Raw genomic sequence first — 16526 nt, 5'->3', positions numbered from 1 at the left:
GTGATTTCTCACATTGCAAATAGATGTTAAAATTGAAATCTATATTTCTACATTAGATATGATATAACCGTTAGGATGTGAATATTTTGAGTAAGAGTCTACATACTCCCCGAAAAGTCAAAGCGGATACTCGCTCCGGAAGCCTTGCTTATAACCGCTTAGATATGCAGGTCAGTCAAGCTATTCACATGGCTGTCGAATTATTCGATAATCTTGACTATTTACTGGTTTTAGACCATTATGATGATATCTCTATCTTTGATAGTGAGAATTCTCCTGCAGTTGTCAGTTATTATCAGATGAAAAGTCATGAAGAGTCTATCACGATCAGTACGGTTATTCGTGAAGAATGGCTCCCCAAATTATATCAGCATCTTAGCAACAAAGAATGGAATGTGAAAGAACTTGGATTGATCACTCCATGCGTTCTAAAAATTACTGCTTCTTCAACCGATGGCATTAAAGGGCAGGTATTTTCAAGCGAAAAAACCCCATTTTTAAGCATGGATAGCATTACCCAAGCAAAGATAAAAAAAGATATTGGTACAGCACTTTCGATATCTCCCGACACTGTTGACCTCTCTAAATTCGTTCACATACGTACAACATTAACAATAGCCAAACATAGAGATATAGCTGAACAGAATTTGAATGAGATTTTACACGAAAAATATCCAAACATTACATTAGATATGGCCAAAACCATATTTAACACGCTAGTCGAATTGTTATCGCAGCGTCAGTCTTATGAACAGCTAAATAATGATTCGGATTTTGAAACCATAAGAAAGCATAAAGGCGTTTCAAAAAATGATATAACTCGAGTTATTGATAGTGCTATGATCGTCTGCATTCCAACATATGAAGAAATAGAACAATGGACAGAATATCATGAATCAGAACAACATGAATTGTCTCTTGCGTATCTTCAAGTATTAACTGATGGGCAGAAAAAACTTAACTCACAACGTGAGTTATTTCGAAAAACCGCTCAGCGAATTTCCGTAACTCCAAGAGAAAAAGCAGAGAATATGCTTGAATACTCTAAGCGTATCGCTGTAACGATAGAATCCTTACCGCCAATATATAATGACCTTTATATGCTAGTGGTAGTTACAAGTATACTGATAAATGATTGGAGGCGTCAAAAATGAGCGAAATGTATTTCAAGAGCATCTTAATTGCAGATATTGTTTCACATAAGGCACGTTTTCAGCAATTCCAAAAAGGATTAAATGTTATTACAAGCACTAATAATCATGTAGGTAAATCTTCATTATTAAAATCTCTGTATCATACATTAGGGGCAAATGTAAAATATGATAGTGTATGGAATGTAAATAACAAATTATTTGTCTTGGATTTCTGTGTCGATAATATTGATTATAGAATAGTGCGTCAAATAAAAAGTTTTGCAGTATTTAAAGGCGAAGAATTGATTTTAGTCACAAGCAAAGTTATGTCTGAACTTGCTCCGCTATTAGAAAAAATTTTTCACTTTGGAATATACTTAGACAGCAAGAAAGATGGTCGAGTTACTCTAGCCCCACCAGTCTTCACATTTTTACCATATTATATCGACCAAGATAACGGTTGGAGTGAATTATATGGCAGCTTTCAAAACCAAGAGCAGTATAAAAAACATGACAGAATGAAATCTCTGTATTATCATCTTAGTATTTATACCAAAAGCGCTGTAGAGTTGATGGCTCAAAGAGATAAGTTGCAAGAAGAACTGGATACGTTAAAAACAGATGCGACTAAATTACTTGATATAATTGAAGCGCTTACTGATGAAATTCAAGGTATTGTTCCCGCAGATGATGTAGCGCAGTTTGATAAAAATATTCAGATCTCTAAAAACAAAATCCGGACTCTTGTCAAACAGATTGGCGAGAAAAGAAATCGTATTCAAGAACTAGAGATTTCATTGGAACAGCACGAACACCAATTGCAAGTCATTACAGAATATCATACTATCGCAAAAACTGCACAGAGTAACCAAGAAATATTTACTCATAGTTGTCCACGGTGCGGTTATTTGTATGATGATGAAATCTACAACAGAGTCCATGCGAATTACCTAAATGTCAGCGATTCCTATGTAAAAACATATATCGGACAAGTGATTATATCAATCCGAGATGATCTTCAGAAAGAAAAACAACAATATATCACTCTAACGAAGAAACTAAACAATTTAGAAACCGCATATTCCAATAAGGAAGATGAATTTGATTTATATATTCGTCATCGCGGAATAAGCGAATCCGTTGATAAACTTAATACCCGATTAGGTAAAAATCAAAAAGAACAATCTGATATTCGAAAAGCGCTTAAAGATATTGCCAAAGAACTAAAGTCCTTTCCCAGTAAAAAAGAAGTTGAGAGTAAATATATCGAGTTTACCAGACTAAATATTATAAAATTGGGAGCTTGGAATGCAGCCTATGACGGTACCATCAAATTACTTTCTCCGATAAAAGCGCAGGGAACATTGGAAAATAAAATAATTTTATCTCAATTTGTAGGCTTATTTCAGACAATGGAATATTTTAAAACGCAAACTATTCGCTTGCCGTTTGTCGTAGATTCACCACGAGGCAAGGAAGCCAGCCAAGAGAGCAGTAAAGAAATTTTATCAATGATCGCCGGAATATCAATGCTTCCACAAGTGATTCTTGCGACAATAGATTTTAACGATTACAAGGACAGTCTCGGCGATTCTGCAAAAAACGCTACCGTCATTACATTACAAAAACATAATCGTCTTCTTGATGAGGCGGATTATATAACTCACGAAGCTGAAATTGAGCAATTATTAAATTTGTTTAACGTGTGTAAAGAATAGCAATCGCTCCCGCTATTAAATGAGAACGTGTACCTTGTGTCGCGAAAATACTTTATTGCGACCTACATTTTATGTAATACGTTTTTTCTAATAATGATGCTGTCTAATATGTGTCTAATAGATTGTATTTCCAAGCAAAATTTCCGCTGCAAATCAGATTTTCTACCAGAATATACCGATTTTCTGCTGGTTTTTTCTCGAATTTTTTAGTATTGTAAATTCTGATTTTATGAAAAAGCACCAGCTATTCAGTACAAAATTTAAGTTTCACACTCGTATTATTCATTTTGCAGCTGGTTATATGCACAAAAATCGTATCTTCAGGTGCTAGTGTTCGCAAGGACGTGGGGGTTCAAGTCCCCCCATCCGCACCAAGTTAAAGAGCTTCAAACTTATGTTTGAAGCTCTTTTTCTGTACTTTTTACGGTATTTAGTTTTGTGATGTAATTCGTGAAAAACTGGTGTCTACCACAAGTGTCTACCAAAATCGCAGCGCTTCATTTTAGTGCAGGTTCAGCACCTTTTTAACGAGTTTTAGGATGACAGGATATCGTTTCAGAACATATGCTACCGATCGGCAGCAAAAGCACAATTTCCGCATCACCAAAAGAGCTGAAACCCAAAAGTTTCAGCTCTTTCACGCATTTTCAATTCCCCCCTGCCTCCGCTACCTTCATACGCGAATACCCAATCGGCATATTCAACGGTACGCTTGCGCGAATCGAGCAGTATACACCATTTGCGGTCTGCAGCAGTACGCGATCGCCCTTAGAGAGATTCGGCAGCCAGCCTGCGTCCTGCTGCGCTGTCTCGTTGTAAATGCCCAGATTGTATTTTCTGCCCGGTATCGTCACCGCAAACGCACTGACCGTCTCACCGTTTCCCAGAAAACTGTAAAACGGCTTGTACTTCACATCTTGCGTCAAATACACATTCCGGTAATAGCCGCTGATCGAATGCGAACCGACATCAGCCACCTCAGCCAGTGTCGTACTCGATACCGAAGCCGCTTGCTTCGGCACTGTCCACCCGGGATACAGCGCCGAGAACTCCGGTACCGGCTCTACTGTGCCGTCGCTGTGCTGAATAGCTGCCGCACCGTTCACCGTCCACGCCTGACTGCCGTAAATGGCCTTCTCGCGTGCGGCTTCTGTGCCGGTATTCGCCGCACCGGCGCTCATCATCAGCGCAGAGACCGCCATGCAGCCTGCCAGCGCGGCGCTCAGTATTTTTCGAAATCTGTTCATCATTTAACCCTCCCTGTTTGCTCTCTAATTACTATCCATACCTTACCGGTTTTCATTTCAACATAGCATCGGACTCACCTCAAAAAAGCAGTTATCTCAGCAGATAACCCATGCACATTGCATTTGTCATGGTCTATCTGTAAGATAACTGCTTTTCACCGAAATTGCAACCGGCTATTCCTGCTTAGTCGTTATTCGTTCCTGCTTGGCACGTTAAGGAGCAAAATATCGCAGATGAACCGGTCGTTCTGCTTATAAAACCGAATCAGTCCCTGATTACGTTCCACCGCCTGCCGCATATTCTGAATGCCGAAGCCGTGGCGATACCGGATATTTTTCGTGGTACGCAGTGCCGGATTGTCCAACAGCACCGGATGTGCGATATCATTGGCAATCACAATCGAGCTGTATGCTCCCTGCGGCTGAATATGAATATCCACCACCTTGCGCTGACTGTCTTTTGCGGCACGAATCGCGTTGTCCAGCGCATTGCCGAGGATGATGGTAATATCCTCCGGCGAAACACCCGCCAGCGGGGTTGTGATAATAGCGCTCAGCCGAACGCCTGCCCGTTCCGCGGCTGCGCTTTTGCTGTTGATGATCGCATCCAGCACCTTGCTGCCCGAAAACATGATCAGCTTGTTGACAGTATTCTGCTGCTGCAGAAGCTGCCCTGTGTACTGCTCGATACCCTCGACATCCCGTTCTTCCGCCATGGATAAAATACAGAGCAGATGATTTTTGAGGTCATGCCGCAGCGCACGAACCGTGTCATACATGTTCTCAATGTCCTTGGCGTTTTCCTGCAGGCATTCGTTCTGCAGCGCGAGCAGCGCCATTTCGGTCTGGATTTTGCTGACCTGCCCCAATCGAACAAACAGGAAATAAATCAGGATATTCAGCGCCAATACGATGCACACCGCATAAAATACAATATTTTGAATATGCGGTTCCTGTATCGCCGCGTACATCATCAGCGTAATCGTAATAATGGATAATGTCGGAATCGCTGCCAGCGGGATAACATCCAGCCATTTGATTTTACCGTTTTCCTTCACCCGCAGGATAATCCGCGTGATAACAAAAAACAGCAGCTTGGTTATCAAAATCGAGATAATACGAACCGAATTAAACCGGCTGAGCAGCAGGGTAACATTATTTCCGGATAGCTTTGCAACAAGCAGTGCTGTAAAAGTTGCAATAACAGCCACAAGGCCCATTGTAAATGCAGAAACAAATATCTTCTGCAGAATTGACCCGCGCAGCAAAATACAGCAAAACGCAATGTTAATCAATATCTGTACCAAGCTTGCATAGCCTTCATACAACTGCCCCCAGGAGAAAAAGGCTACACTGCCGAAGGACAGCACGCCAAAGAGTGCCGTCCATATGTATTTCGCCGGACCGGCCATGCGGTAGCCGAAATACTGCACCAAGAAGCTCAAAATAAGGGTTATCTCTACGGCGTTAATCGCCATTTCAAACCAGAAATTCATGGGCGCAGGCTCCTCATATACGCCATAAAGGCGGTCTGTGTTTCCTCTGCCTTGGCGCGGCTGACCGGCAGGACCGTTCCGTCCGTCAAGGTGACGCTTGTCCGGCTGCAGATTTGAACAAACCGGCAATTCAGCAGATAGCCAACGTGGCAGCGCACGAAAAAGTATTTGCTGAGTGCCGTTTCGATATCGCTCATGCGTGCCTTGAACCGCAGGGATTTCTCGTTGTAATGTACAACGATATAATGTCCCTGGCTCTCAAAATACGCAATCTCCGTGATTGGAATGCGGGTGCTGCTGCCGTTCATCGTAACCGTGTAGTGAATCTGACGGCTGTTGAGAAGCTGCAGCATTTTCTCGGTTACCTGCGGCAGCTCCTCCAGATGCGTTTTGCGGAGAAACCAGAACGGCTGAAACGCAAACGACTGATACACCAGATCTTCCATGCCGGACAGGAAAATGATAAGAGGCTTCGACGGCATGGCTGACAGCTCTTCCGCGACCGAAAAGCCGTTTTTTTCAGGCATATCAATGTCTAAAAACAGCACATCCGTCGGCCTGCGTGTAATCTCGCGCAAGGCTTCCACGCCCGTGTGCGCGGACACGATCTCCGGTGTGATCCCGTATTTTTTGAAAACGGTCAGCAAGCGTTTTTCAAAGACCTGCGTGAATGCGGTATCGTCATCGCACAGTATAATGCGCATGCGTGCTCCTCCCTGTTGTGTTCTGAACTAACTATACCATAAAGCAGCACAGCAGACAATATTTCACAAAGCGTTCTGTCTCCTGCTGCCCCGTTTCTATTATACCGCAGATTGATGGACGTCCGGCTGCAGAGCGGGAACGCAAAGTGACCAATCAGGAACGCGCTATTGATTTTCCCCTTGAAAACGGGTATCGTGCATAACATAACCCGATAGGAATCAGGTGAACGATCTATGACGGCACAGGACAAGGAGCTGTTTTCTCAATTATACGACAGGAATTACAAACGGCTGCTGTATGCGGCCATCCGCATTGCACACAACCCGTTTACAGCAGAGGAACTGACAAACGAGGCGTTTACCATCCTGCTGACGCATTTTGACCGGGTGCGCCAGCACCCGAATCTGCCCGGCTGGCTGCACACCGTGCTGACCAATCTCGCGCTTGATGAGTACAAACGGCAGAGCCGGTATGTGCAGGTGCCGCTGGACAGCGTTCAGAATCTTGGCTGCGAACCGGCGTCCCTTTCTATGCTCGACCTGCTGCCGAATGAATTATCCCGCACGGATAAGGAGATTCTATATCTGCGGTATCAGCTGAATCTGAACTGTGTGGACATTGCCGAGTATCTGCATATCAGCCACGAGGCCAGCCGTGCGCGCTTGAGCCGCGCCAAACAGCATTACGCCCACCTGCTTGCGAAGGAACGGCTGATGTGAGTTTTCCATCCTGCCGAATAGTTCCGCTGTGTGTATGCTGCGGGCAGCAGAACTGCACTATACAGGAAAAGTCAGCCGTTTTTGGCTGACTTTCCTTTATATCGTATTCTTTCTGCGCTTCTGCTCCTATTTCCGCGAGGATTTGACAAACCGCTCCAGCGTTTCCACCATCTCCGAGCCTTCCAGCGGCTTTGCAATATGCATATCCATGCCCGCAGCAAAGGCACGCTGACGGTCCTCTGCGAAAGCGTTTGCTGTCATGGCGATGATTGGAATGGTTCTCGCATCCGGACGCTTCATCGCACGAATACGCCGCGTCGCTTCCAGACCGTCCATCACCGGCATCATCACATCCATTAAAATCGCATCAATTTCTCCCGGCCTGGAATCGGCAAAAATGCGTACCGCCTCCTCGCCATTCACTGCCTTGATGATGAAGGCTTCTTCCACATTGAGTACAAACTCAGCGATCTCCATATTCATCCTGTTATCTTCCGCAACCAGCACATGCAGTCCGGCAATAGAGCTGGTCTGCAGCAGGCGTTTCGGCTTGTTCCGCTTCTCCGGTGCATGGCAGATGCGGAACGGCAGCGACAGCGTAAACGTCGTGCCTACGCCCTGCCTGCTGACAAAGGACAGCGTGCCGCCCATTTTCTCCGCCAGACTTTTCGCAATCGGCATACCCAGACCGGTACCGCCGTATTCCGATCGAGCCGTATTCCGCTCCTGTGCAAACGGCTCAAATACATGCTTCTGAAACTCCTCGCTCATGCCGATACCGGTATCCGCACAGGTGAATTCAATCTGTGCAGTCTCCGGATCCGCACTCGGCTTTTCGCAGCATCCCAACCTGATTTCGCCGCCCACGCGGTTGTACTTGACCGCATTGCTGATGATATTCATCAGCAGCCGCCGCAGGTGCAGCGGACTGCCGAGCAGGCAGCGGTGCTCAACCGGATAGCCATCCGTTATTATCGTAATGCCCCGCTCCCGCGCCTGCTTATCCACCACCATGCCGACGCTGTCCAGCAGTTCCTTGAGGTCAAACTCGCGTTCCTCCAGCATGATCTCGCCGGATTCGAGTTTGCCCATGTCCAGCACCTCGTTTACCAGCTCGAGCAGCAGACCGGAGGCATCCCAGATTTTCTTCCGGCACTCGGTCTGCTTGTCCGGATCGTCCTTGTAGTAATTCGCAATCTCAATCATACCGCGAATGCCGTTGATCGGCGTGCGGATATCGTGGCTCATGCGCTGCAGGAACTCGGTCTTAGCGCGGTTGGCCTGCTCGGCCTTTTCAGCGGATTCCATCAGCTGCTCACGGAATTCCCGCTCGCGCCGATCCCGCTCGGCCAGATATTCCCGCGCGGAACGTCTGCGGAACATCTGAATCGCGGTCAGCATGACCAGATAGATGATCAGCGCCGCCATCATATTTTTGACCATATCAGTCGCTACCATGCGGTCGGATACATAGGCGTAGATATAGTAATCGCGGCTGCGGTCCAGACCGCCGAAATAGATGCTGCCATCGCACTTGAAATGTCCGACCGCGGCGGACGAAAGATTCGACTTGATCTGCTGCAGAATACGGCTGTCCTCCACCTTGGTATCAACCAGCTTTTCATCGTTGGACGCGATAATGCGGTCGCCGTTTGCCACCACAATCACACCGTCGTCCCTGGTATTATAGCCCGCAAGCGAACCCTGTATGGTCAGCGTATAATTGCGTGCATACTCCGCAGTGGTGTGATAGTATGCAACGATCACACCGGGCACATCTGTACGGCCGTACGCCGAAATATCCACATAGGAGCCGTCCGGCAGGTCAATCCGCGAAGCATAGGTCTTCTGCGGATACCTGACCACATCGAGCACTGTATCCCGCTCTATATACTCCTGCAGCGTCAGAAAATTCAGCAGATCACCGTTATACTCGCACTGCACGCTTCCATCTGTGTCCAGCAGAATAATGCCGGTCAGCCGCTGTTCCTGCGCATAGAACCGAAGCCGTTCTTCATCTACAGCCGAGCCTTCATAGCCGATATTGCGGTTTACCTGCTGTGCGTTGTCCATGATACGCATCAGGCTTTTGGTAACAGCTGCAGCATTGTAGCGTGTATAGGTCGTGCACTGCTCCTTCACATAATCTATCGTATTGCCGAGCTGTTCCCGTGTCTGCGCGCTCTCCGCACGCATCGTGTTAAAGCCGACCACGATAACCAGCACGGCGCCGATTGCAGCCGCAATCCGTTCGTACCGGCGTGTGGCTTTGCCCTTTTTAATCTGCAGCACAGTCCACCTCCAAATATTTATCCGGATCGGACAGATACCTGCCTATGATCGTTCGAGTCGTACCGTCTGCACGCATTTCCTCAAAAACCCGGGAAAGCTGTTCGCTCAGTCCGCGCGTATCGTTTTTTGCAAATGCCACACCGATTCCTGTCGTGAGAATGCTTTCGTCCAGAATACGGTAATCCGCATCATAATCCTTCATATACTGCCGAATAGCGGTTTCGTGCGCCGCGATCGCATCCACATAACCCTTGCCGAGAGAGGTGTAGAGCAGTTCGCGATCCTCCAGACTGTATACTTCACGCACAAGCGGAATGCGGCTATCCGTTCGCTCGAGGAAAATACTCTCCGGCTTGGTGGTGGACTGCACAGCAATGGTCTTGCCCTCCAGATCGCTCAGCCGGTAAATATCGCTGCTTCGGTTGACTGCAACCACCTGGCGGCTGATCATATACGGTTCGGTCCAGTTGTATTCGTTCTCGCGCCCATCAATGGAAAAACATCCCCAGATACAGTCAATATCACCATGTTCAACCAGTTTCTTCTTTTCTTCCCAGTCAATGCCGACGAAGGATACTGCATACCCCAGCCGTCCGAAGGATTCCTTAGCCAAATCCACATCCACGCCTGCCGGATTGCCGTTTTCATCGGTATAATTAAACGGCGGATAGTTGTCGCTGCCCACCTTGATCGTTATCGGTGTTTCCGTCCGGTGCTCCTGCATACCCTCGGCAGCCGTACATCCGCACAGCAGCACACCCGCCAGTGCTGCTGCAAATACACCGAAAATCCGTCTTTTGAGTCTCATGGCTTCCCCTGCTTTACTTTTTATCCTTATTATACCATTTAAAATCTATGAATGCCAGAGAGAATATGACATTTTATCCCAGTATTTTTCGACAACTTTTTTCACTTTATGTCGATTTTTTCGTACCCAAATCCGCCAGCAGCACCTTCATCTGCCCGCCGCAAACCATACCTTCCTGCGCAGCAATGTCGTTGCTCATGTCGATGGTGACGCACTTGTGCTCGCCGGTGCCGATCAAGTAATACGCCTGCCGCATAACGGCACTCTCACTGCAGCCGCCGCCGATGGTGCCCGCAGTAGCCGTATTGGCATCGACCACCATGTACGATCCGGATTTTACTGGCGTGGAACCGCTGGTCTCGTACACGAGCATGAGCGTTTTTGGAATATCACCGCGTGCAGCGGTTTCCAGCAGCGGCAGGTCGATATCCTCTGCGGTGAGAATGCTGCTCTTGGAACGGCGGTCGGTCGTGCGGCGGCGTTCCGCGATCAGCTCTGCCACGATAGAAATCGCGATCTCCTTGACGGTCAGTGCACCAATGTCCAGACCGATGGGCGTATGAATGCGGTCGAGATCTGCCCGAGAGAAGCCTTCTTCCTCAAGCATGTTCAGCAGACCGACCGTGCGTCTTTTCGACCCGATCATGCCGAGATAGCGCGGCATGATGCCGCGCAGAAGCTCCCGCAGGCAGTCCGCGTCATAACGATGCCCGCGCGTGATAACGGCAACGTAATCGCTCTCTCGGATGCCGATTTTCTCGATTGCCGCCGGAAACAGATCACATACAATCTGCTTTGCTTCCGGAAAGCGCGGATGGTTGGCAAAGGACGGTCGGTCGTCCGCCACGACCAGTTCAAAACCGAGATCGGCCGCATAGCGGCAAAGCGGCTGCGCGATCGTGCCGCCGCCGAGCAGAATCAGGCGTTCCTGCGGCATGAAATTGCGCGTATACTGTACGCCGTCCGCGTCGATGGTCAGCGCCGCCGGAAGTCCCTTGCGCGCATTTTCTGCGGCAGCCTGCAGCTGTTCCAGCAAAGTCATCGTGCCGCCGCTCCTTCCGCGTGATAATCGCCGCTTTTGCCGCCGGTCTTGTGCAGCAGCAGCGTCTCATCAATACGCATACCGCGGTCCACCGCCTTGCACATGTCGTAGATGGTCAGCGCAGCAACAGAGGCCGCCGTGAGTGCTTCCATCTCAATGCCGGTCTTGTGCGAGCAGCGCAGCGTGCTGACAACGCGCACCTGCGTCTCCGAGACAGCCTCAATGGCGATGTCCACGCTCTCGATCGGGATTGGATGACACATCGGGATCAGCTCTGCCGTCCGCTTGGCCGCCATAATGCCCGCGATGCGCGCGCACGCGAACACATCGCCCTTGGGCGCTGTGCCGTCAAGGATCATGCGCAGCGTCTCCGGCTGCATGGTCAGCACGGACTGCGCCACAGCTTCGCGCTGCGTGACCGGCTTTGCGCCGATGTTGACCATGTGCGCTGCACCGTTTTCATCCAAATGGGTCAGTTTCATGTTGTTCCTCCCGAAAATTCATTCTGTTCTGCAAACGCAAAAAACACCGCTCAAAACGACGTTTAAGCGATGTTTCATCTGGTCCGAGTGACAGGACTTGAACCTGCGGCATCTTGTTCCCAAAACAAGCGCGCTACCAACTGCGCTACACCCGGATAGTATTGTGAGCGCCCCGTATTCCGAGGAACCGAGGCGCTTGATGGTGCCGGTGACCGGACTCGAACCGGTACGCTGTCGCCAGCGGTGGATTTTGAGTCCACTACGTCTACCAATTCCATCACACCGGCATAACATGGTTATTATATCGTAAATCGCACCGGTTGGCAAGAGGAATTTTCCGAAAAGGGTATTTTTCTTTCACTGCTGCAAAAGATAACAGCCATTCCCACGGGAATGGCTGTTATCTGTTAAAACAAATGTGCAACGCCAATTACACCCTGAGAACCGAGCAGCATAATGAAGCCTGCAACAATTACGCCGCACAGAATCGAAGTCAGCGCTTTGGTTTTCGGCATTTTGAGCAGCGTTGCGATCAATGCACCCGACCATGCTCCGGTGCCCGGCAGCGGGATCGCCACAAAAAGGAACAGACCCAGCCGTTCATACCGGGTGACCTGACCGGTCTTTCCGAGCAGCTTTTCACGGTACTTGGTGGCAAATCCGGAAAGCGGGCCGAGCGAGCACACCCAGTCCAGCAGCTTTTCGCCGAAAAACAGTAAAAACGGGATCGGGATCATATTGCCGATCACAGCCAGCGGGATCAGCTCGATCGCCGGCACGCCTGCGACCGCGCCCAGTGGGACCGCACCGCGCAATTCTACCAGCGGAACCATGGAGATGAGCACAACCGCCAGTTCACGGCCTGCGCCCATCAGCCAGTTGAATAACGATGAAAACACGATTTTTTCCTCCTGACAAGTGTTCTATGATAAACAGCGAATACTCACACAGATATACTTGTTAATAATACCCTATTCCGCATACAAACGCAAGCGCTGCAATCGTAAAATCTGTGTAAAATAATTTGACGCACCCCTTGCGAACGGTTATACTGAATATATAAAGGAGGGGATCTCCATGCCGCGAGGACAAAAAGACGCTGCCTTTTACGACAGCGCAGCTCTGCTTGTACTTTCTCTGCTTGAGGAGGCGGACAAGACCGGTTTTCAGCTGCTGCATGAGGTGGAATGCCGCTCAGACTGCGCGTTTGCCATCCGCGAAAGCCGCCTGTATCCCCTGCTGCACGGACTTGAGGCACGCGGCGATGTCCGCTCCTGTGAACGGCAGACCGAGGACGGCACGCACCGGTTTTACCGACTGACCCGTCAGGGCGTGAAAACGCTCACCTGCTGCCGGGAACAGTGGAAAACCTGCCGCAAGCCAATCGGAGGTGGCGCCTGTGTCACCAAATAAGCTGATTGTGCCGTACCTGCACCGCGTGTGCCGGCATCTCCTGTGGCCGCCTTACCGTGCCCGCGTTCGGCGGGAGCTAACCGACCATATTCTCAGCCGCGCGGAGGAGCTGCGCTGCCGCGGCAGTCTCACACAGGAGCAGGCTGTGCGTCAGGTGCTGCGCGCACTCGGTGACCCGGATGTACTGGGAAAGGCTCTGCGGCAGGCACGTCTGCCGCTTGCGCGGGTAGTGTACAATGTAATTTTCGCCACTGTGTGGATCGCGATTCTGCTCTGTGCGTTATATCTGACAATTCACCTGCTGTAAGCAGCACAAAAGCGTTCTGTATGAAATTTACAGAACGCTCAGTTTGTAGTAAACCAATTTTATCCTATCGCGCGGTAGCGCGTGTTTCAATAGAATTTGCCATGCAAATTCCAAAAATCCGGGGACATGTGCCACGCAGCGCGGCCAAGAAGCCGCGCAAGGATGGCGTTCGGTTTTTTATACTTCTGGAGGGAGAAAGTTTCTGTATAGGAACTTTCGGACGACTTTGGAACGGCCCACGGTCCGTTCCTGCTTGTCGGCGAAACTGCAGTTTCGCGACAGCCTCTTACAGAACGCTTTCTTTATTTTCTTTCGCTGTGCAGCAGCCACAGCTTGCCGAGAGTCTGCACCAGGCACGCCACAAGGATGACGCCGAACGCCATCGCGCCCGCCTCCTCGATGAACAGCGTACCGTATCGAGCAAAGCCTGCTGTGTCGCCCTGCACGAGCGCAAGCGTCGTGTAATACAGGTCGCCGCCCGGAATCAGCGGCACCAGCATAGGCACAAGCAGCGTGATGACCGGCGCTTTGAGCAATCGCGCGAGCAGCTCGGCCAGTGCGGCCGTTGCCAGCGTAGAGACAAAAAACGCGGTCACGCGGTTATCATACCACTGCATCGCCAGCAGGTATACACCCCAGTTTACCGCAGCACCCAGCATGATCGTGATCAGGCGGCTGCCGGAAATATGAAACAGCAGTCCGAAGCCGAGCGCACCGATCATCGCCATGACAATCTGCAGAAGGATTTCACCCGTCATACGGCACCGCCCCCAGTCTGCATGAGCACAAGCGCGCAGCCTGCCGCGATGGCAAGCGCTCGCAAAACCGCTTCAAATGCACTGAGCAGTCCGGTGATGGTGTCGCCCACGAAAATATCGCGCATGGAGTTGACGAACGGAATGCCCGGAATCAGCAGCATGATGTTGCCGATAATGATATAATCCAGATTCTGTCCCATGCCGGTTTTTACCGTGAGAGCCGCTGCCGTGCACATCGCCGCCGAGCTGACCATGGTCAGCACCAGCGGCTGCAACGAAATCCGATCACCGAGCACGCCGATGACATACAGCAGCACGCTGCACAGCATGGCGGCTATGCCGTCTCTCCAGGTGCCGCCGAAGAACACAGCGAACGAGCCTGACGTGATCAGATACGCCAGCGGCAGCCGGCAGCGCAGCTTATCCGGTGCGGTGCGGATGGCTTCCAGATGTGCGTGTAATTCCTCCGGCGGGATAGGATTCACACATACCTTGCGCGACAGCTCGTTGACCGCCTCAATGCAGCGCATATCGGTTCCGCGCCGCAGGATGCGGCGTGTCTGCGTAATCACCTGATCGTCTGCCGTCCGTACCGTTACTGCCATGCTGGCCGTGATGGTCAGCACATCCGCTCGTACAAAACCGTAGGCGCGTGCCAGACGGCGCATGGTGTCCTCTACGCGAGCTGCCTCAGCACCCGAGGTCAGCAGCAGCTCTCCCGCATCCAGCACAGCGGAAAGTGTCTGCTCCGGTCGGTCCATCAAACCACGCTCCTCTCATTACAGCAGCGGCGCGAACAGACGCAGCACGCTTGCCATGATCGACCGAATCCACGGCACACGGCGCAGCCATTCGTCATCAATCCGGCGGCTGACATTGATGGTCTCCATAATGTCCTGCTTAACGGCGGCAACGACCGAGCTGTTGTAGAAGCAGGTCGCGCACTCAAAGTGCAGGAAGAACGAGCGGAAATCCATGTTGATCGTACCGACCACCGCCGTATCATCGTCGGACACGATGGTTTTCGCGTGCAGAAAGCCCGGTCGGTACTCATAAATCTTCACACCCGCTCGGTGCAGCTGCTGATAGTACGAACGTGTGATCATGTACACCAGCTTTTTATCCGGGATGCCCGGCGTCAGGATGCGCACGTCCACGCCGGACTGCGCCGCAATGGTCAGCGCCGTAATCATCTCGTTATCCAGTACAAGATACGGGGTGGTGATATAGACGTACTTTCGCGCGTTATGGATGATCTGCAGGTAGGTGGATTCACCGATATTGATGTCGTCGAGCGGTGAATCCGCAAACGGCTGCACATAGCCGTCTGCCGGCAGCTTGGCAGTCGGCAGATAGTTTTCGAGCGGCGGCATATCCTCGCCGGTGACATACTCCCACATCTGCAGGAACAGGGCGGTCATATTGGCTGTTCCCTCACCCCGCAGCATGATGCCGGTGTCCTTCCAGTAGCCGAAGCGTACCTTTTTGTTGATATACTCATCCGCCAGATTGATACCGCCCATATAACCGACATTGCCGTCAATAATCGTCATCTTGCGATGGTTGCGGTAGTTGAGATAGGTGTTCAGCGTCGGGATAAAGCGGTTAAAGCGCACCGCGTGAATGCCGAGGCTCATCAGATAGCGGTCGTAGTTTTTCGGCAGCGTGCAGATCGAACCAACGTCGTCGTACAGCACACGCACATCCAGTCCGGCGGCCGCCTTCTCCCGCAGGATGTCAAGGATAGTATCCCACATGATGCCTTCTTCGATGATGAAATACTCCAGAAAGATGAACTTCTGTGCGCGGCGCAGCTCCTTACACATGGAGTCGAACATTTCCTCGCCGATACGGAAATATTTCGTCTCCGTGTTGGTCCACACCGGCATACCGTCCAGCGTCTCGATATAGCGGGCGCGTGCTGCATGACGCGGATGCTGCTCGATCAGCTCCTTTGTAGCAGGCGTGCGCATATAATCAGTGAAATCCGGCGGTTTCGGCTCGTACTGATGCTGGGTACGCGCCCGATTGAGCGGCGTATTGCCCCAGAACAGATAAAACAAGCCGCCGAACAGCGGCAGCAGCACAATAACCAGCATCCATGTGATCTTGTACATCGGGTTGTCGTACTTACGCACCAGCCAGATGACAATGATAACGCTCAGCACGGTCAGTGCCGGTGTCAGCCAGTGATATTCCGTACTTGCCCAGCTTACGCCGAACATAACGATTGCAAGCTGAATCAGCAGCAGGAATCCTCCGACAACGCGGCGGTCGCCCAGCAGCTTGCCTACTTTTCTGCGCATCATAATCGCTCCCTTCCCTGCACAACGCAGTCCTTCCATAGACTATAATCATATCGCACAAGGTATAAAAAGTCAACGCGTCTGCGTTGCTCTCCGGTTA

General features: G+C 50.4%; 16 protein-coding genes and 2 tRNA genes. 5 read left to right on the top strand and 13 right to left on the bottom strand.

The window, feature by feature from the left end:
• Positions 1-86: 86 nt before the first annotated feature.
• Together C7386_RS04075 and C7386_RS04070 are read left to right on the top strand one after the other, a co-directional pair.
• Positions 87-1154 (top strand): dsDNA nuclease domain-containing protein, encoded by a 1068-nt coding sequence (locus C7386_RS04075; RefSeq protein ID WP_110436924.1) that lies wholly within the window; start codon positions 87-89, stop codon positions 1152-1154.
• Entirely contained in the window at positions 1151-2851 is a 1701-nt protein-coding gene (locus tag C7386_RS04070) for a coiled-coil domain-containing protein (protein WP_110436925.1), read from the top strand. The genes C7386_RS04075 and C7386_RS04070 overlap by 4 nt, the downstream gene beginning before the upstream one ends.
• Before the next feature lie 647 nt (positions 2852-3498).
• Here C7386_RS04070 and C7386_RS04065 read toward each other — a convergent pair.
• The 3 genes from C7386_RS04065 to C7386_RS04055 form a co-directional block, all read right to left on the bottom strand.
• Positions 3499-4101, bottom strand: a complete 603-nt coding sequence (locus tag C7386_RS04065) for a hypothetical protein (RefSeq protein ID WP_133241565.1) — start codon at positions 4099-4101, stop codon at positions 3499-3501.
• Between the two features lie 188 nt (positions 4102-4289).
• Positions 4290-5594, bottom strand: coding sequence for a sensor histidine kinase (locus C7386_RS04060; protein WP_110436927.1), 1305 nt, complete (start codon positions 5592-5594; stop codon positions 4290-4292).
• A complete protein-coding gene (locus C7386_RS04055; RefSeq protein ID WP_110436928.1) occupies positions 5591-6298 on the bottom strand; it encodes a LytR/AlgR family response regulator transcription factor in 708 nt (235 codons plus the stop codon). The genes C7386_RS04060 and C7386_RS04055 overlap by 4 nt, the downstream gene beginning before the upstream one ends.
• 234 nt (positions 6299-6532) lie before the next feature.
• Here C7386_RS04055 and C7386_RS04050 point away from each other — a divergent pair, with 234 nt between their 5' ends.
• A complete protein-coding gene (locus C7386_RS04050; RefSeq protein WP_110436929.1) occupies positions 6533-7018 on the top strand; it encodes an RNA polymerase sigma factor in 486 nt (161 codons plus the stop codon).
• A 126-nt stretch (positions 7019-7144) separates the two neighbouring features.
• On the opposite strand, the gene C7386_RS04045 is transcribed toward C7386_RS04050, so the two are convergent.
• From C7386_RS04045 to C7386_RS04015, 7 genes are all read right to left on the bottom strand, one after another.
• Positions 7145-9310: an ATP-binding response regulator gene (locus tag C7386_RS04045; RefSeq protein ID WP_110436930.1), complete on the bottom strand. Its 2166-nt coding sequence runs from the start codon at positions 9308-9310 to the stop codon at positions 7145-7147.
• Positions 9297-10118, bottom strand: coding sequence for a substrate-binding periplasmic protein (locus tag C7386_RS04040; RefSeq protein ID WP_116704898.1), 822 nt, complete (start codon positions 10116-10118; stop codon positions 9297-9299). Before C7386_RS04040 ends, C7386_RS04045 begins: the two co-directional genes overlap by 14 nt.
• 106 nt (positions 10119-10224) lie before the next feature.
• Entirely contained in the window at positions 10225-11160 is a 936-nt protein-coding gene (locus C7386_RS04035) for an XdhC family protein (protein ID WP_116704897.1), read from the bottom strand.
• Positions 11157-11642 (bottom strand): cyclic pyranopterin monophosphate synthase MoaC, encoded by a 486-nt coding sequence (gene moaC / locus C7386_RS04030; protein WP_116704896.1) that lies wholly within the window; start codon positions 11640-11642, stop codon positions 11157-11159. Before moaC ends, C7386_RS04035 begins: the two co-directional genes overlap by 4 nt.
• A 79-nt stretch (positions 11643-11721) precedes the next feature.
• Positions 11722-11797 (bottom strand) — tRNA-Pro (locus C7386_RS04025).
• A gap of 45 nt (positions 11798-11842) precedes the next feature.
• Positions 11843-11929: transfer RNA gene (locus tag C7386_RS04020), tRNA-Leu, on the bottom strand.
• A 120-nt stretch (positions 11930-12049) separates the two neighbouring features.
• Entirely contained in the window at positions 12050-12541 is a 492-nt protein-coding gene (locus tag C7386_RS04015) for a COG2426 family protein (protein ID WP_227109541.1), read from the bottom strand.
• Between the two features lie 178 nt (positions 12542-12719).
• On the opposite strand from C7386_RS04015, the gene C7386_RS04010 reads away from it, so the two are divergent.
• Together C7386_RS04010 and C7386_RS04005 are read left to right on the top strand one after the other, a co-directional pair.
• Entirely contained in the window at positions 12720-13055 is a 336-nt protein-coding gene (locus tag C7386_RS04010; RefSeq protein WP_110436934.1) for a PadR family transcriptional regulator, read from the top strand.
• Positions 13042-13362: a permease prefix domain 1-containing protein gene (locus C7386_RS04005; RefSeq protein WP_116704895.1), complete on the top strand. Its 321-nt coding sequence runs from the start codon at positions 13042-13044 to the stop codon at positions 13360-13362. The genes C7386_RS04010 and C7386_RS04005 overlap by 14 nt, the downstream gene beginning before the upstream one ends.
• A gap of 302 nt (positions 13363-13664) precedes the next feature.
• On the opposite strand, the gene C7386_RS04000 is transcribed toward C7386_RS04005, so the two are convergent.
• The 3 genes from C7386_RS04000 to cls are packed head-to-tail and all read right to left on the bottom strand — an operon-like array spanning position 13665 to position 16429.
• On the bottom strand, positions 13665-14120 hold the full coding sequence (locus tag C7386_RS04000; protein ID WP_116704894.1) for a threonine/serine exporter family protein: 456 nt from the start codon (positions 14118-14120) through the stop codon (positions 13665-13667).
• Complete coding sequence (locus C7386_RS03995) at positions 14117-14881, bottom strand: threonine/serine exporter family protein (protein WP_116704893.1); 765 nt, start codon at positions 14879-14881, stop codon at positions 14117-14119. The genes C7386_RS04000 and C7386_RS03995 overlap by 4 nt, the downstream gene beginning before the upstream one ends.
• Before the next feature lie 18 nt (positions 14882-14899).
• Entirely contained in the window at positions 14900-16429 is a 1530-nt protein-coding gene (cls, locus tag C7386_RS03990; protein WP_243031233.1) for a cardiolipin synthase, read from the bottom strand.
• Positions 16430-16526 lie beyond the last annotated feature (97 nt).

Origin of the sequence: Agathobaculum butyriciproducens (assembly GCA_003096535.1) — a bacterium.
Taxonomy (GTDB): Bacteria; Bacillota; Clostridia; order Oscillospirales; family Butyricicoccaceae; genus Agathobaculum; species Agathobaculum butyriciproducens.
This window is presented reverse-complemented; position numbering and strand designations above follow the sequence as displayed.

Coding starts and splice junctions, on each gene's coding strand:
- C7386_RS04070 (WP_110436925.1), top strand. CDS start 1,151: ATGAGCGAAATGTATTTCAAGAGCATCTTAATTGCAGATATTGTTTCA.
- C7386_RS04065 (WP_133241565.1), bottom strand. CDS start 4,101: ATGATGAACAGATTTCGAAAAATACTGAGCGCCGCGCTGGCAGGCTGC.
- C7386_RS04060 (WP_110436927.1), bottom strand. CDS start 5,594: ATGAATTTCTGGTTTGAAATGGCGATTAACGCCGTAGAGATAACCCTT.
- C7386_RS04055 (WP_110436928.1), bottom strand. CDS start 6,298: ATGCGCATTATACTGTGCGATGACGATACCGCATTCACGCAGGTCTTT.
- C7386_RS04050 (WP_110436929.1), top strand. CDS start 6,533: ATGACGGCACAGGACAAGGAGCTGTTTTCTCAATTATACGACAGGAAT.
- C7386_RS04040 (WP_116704898.1), bottom strand. CDS start 10,118: ATGAGACTCAAAAGACGGATTTTCGGTGTATTTGCAGCAGCACTGGCG.
- C7386_RS04035 (WP_116704897.1), bottom strand. CDS start 11,160: ATGACTTTGCTGGAACAGCTGCAGGCTGCCGCAGAAAATGCGCGCAAG.
- moaC (WP_116704896.1), bottom strand. CDS start 11,642: ATGAAACTGACCCATTTGGATGAAAACGGTGCAGCGCACATGGTCAAC.
- C7386_RS04010 (WP_110436934.1), top strand. CDS start 12,720: ATGCCGCGAGGACAAAAAGACGCTGCCTTTTACGACAGCGCAGCTCTG.
- C7386_RS04000 (WP_116704894.1), bottom strand. CDS start 14,120: ATGACGGGTGAAATCCTTCTGCAGATTGTCATGGCGATGATCGGTGCG.
- C7386_RS03995 (WP_116704893.1), bottom strand. CDS start 14,881: ATGGACCGACCGGAGCAGACACTTTCCGCTGTGCTGGATGCGGGAGAG.
- cls (WP_243031233.1), bottom strand. CDS start 16,429: ATGATGCGCAGAAAAGTAGGCAAGCTGCTGGGCGACCGCCGCGTTGTC.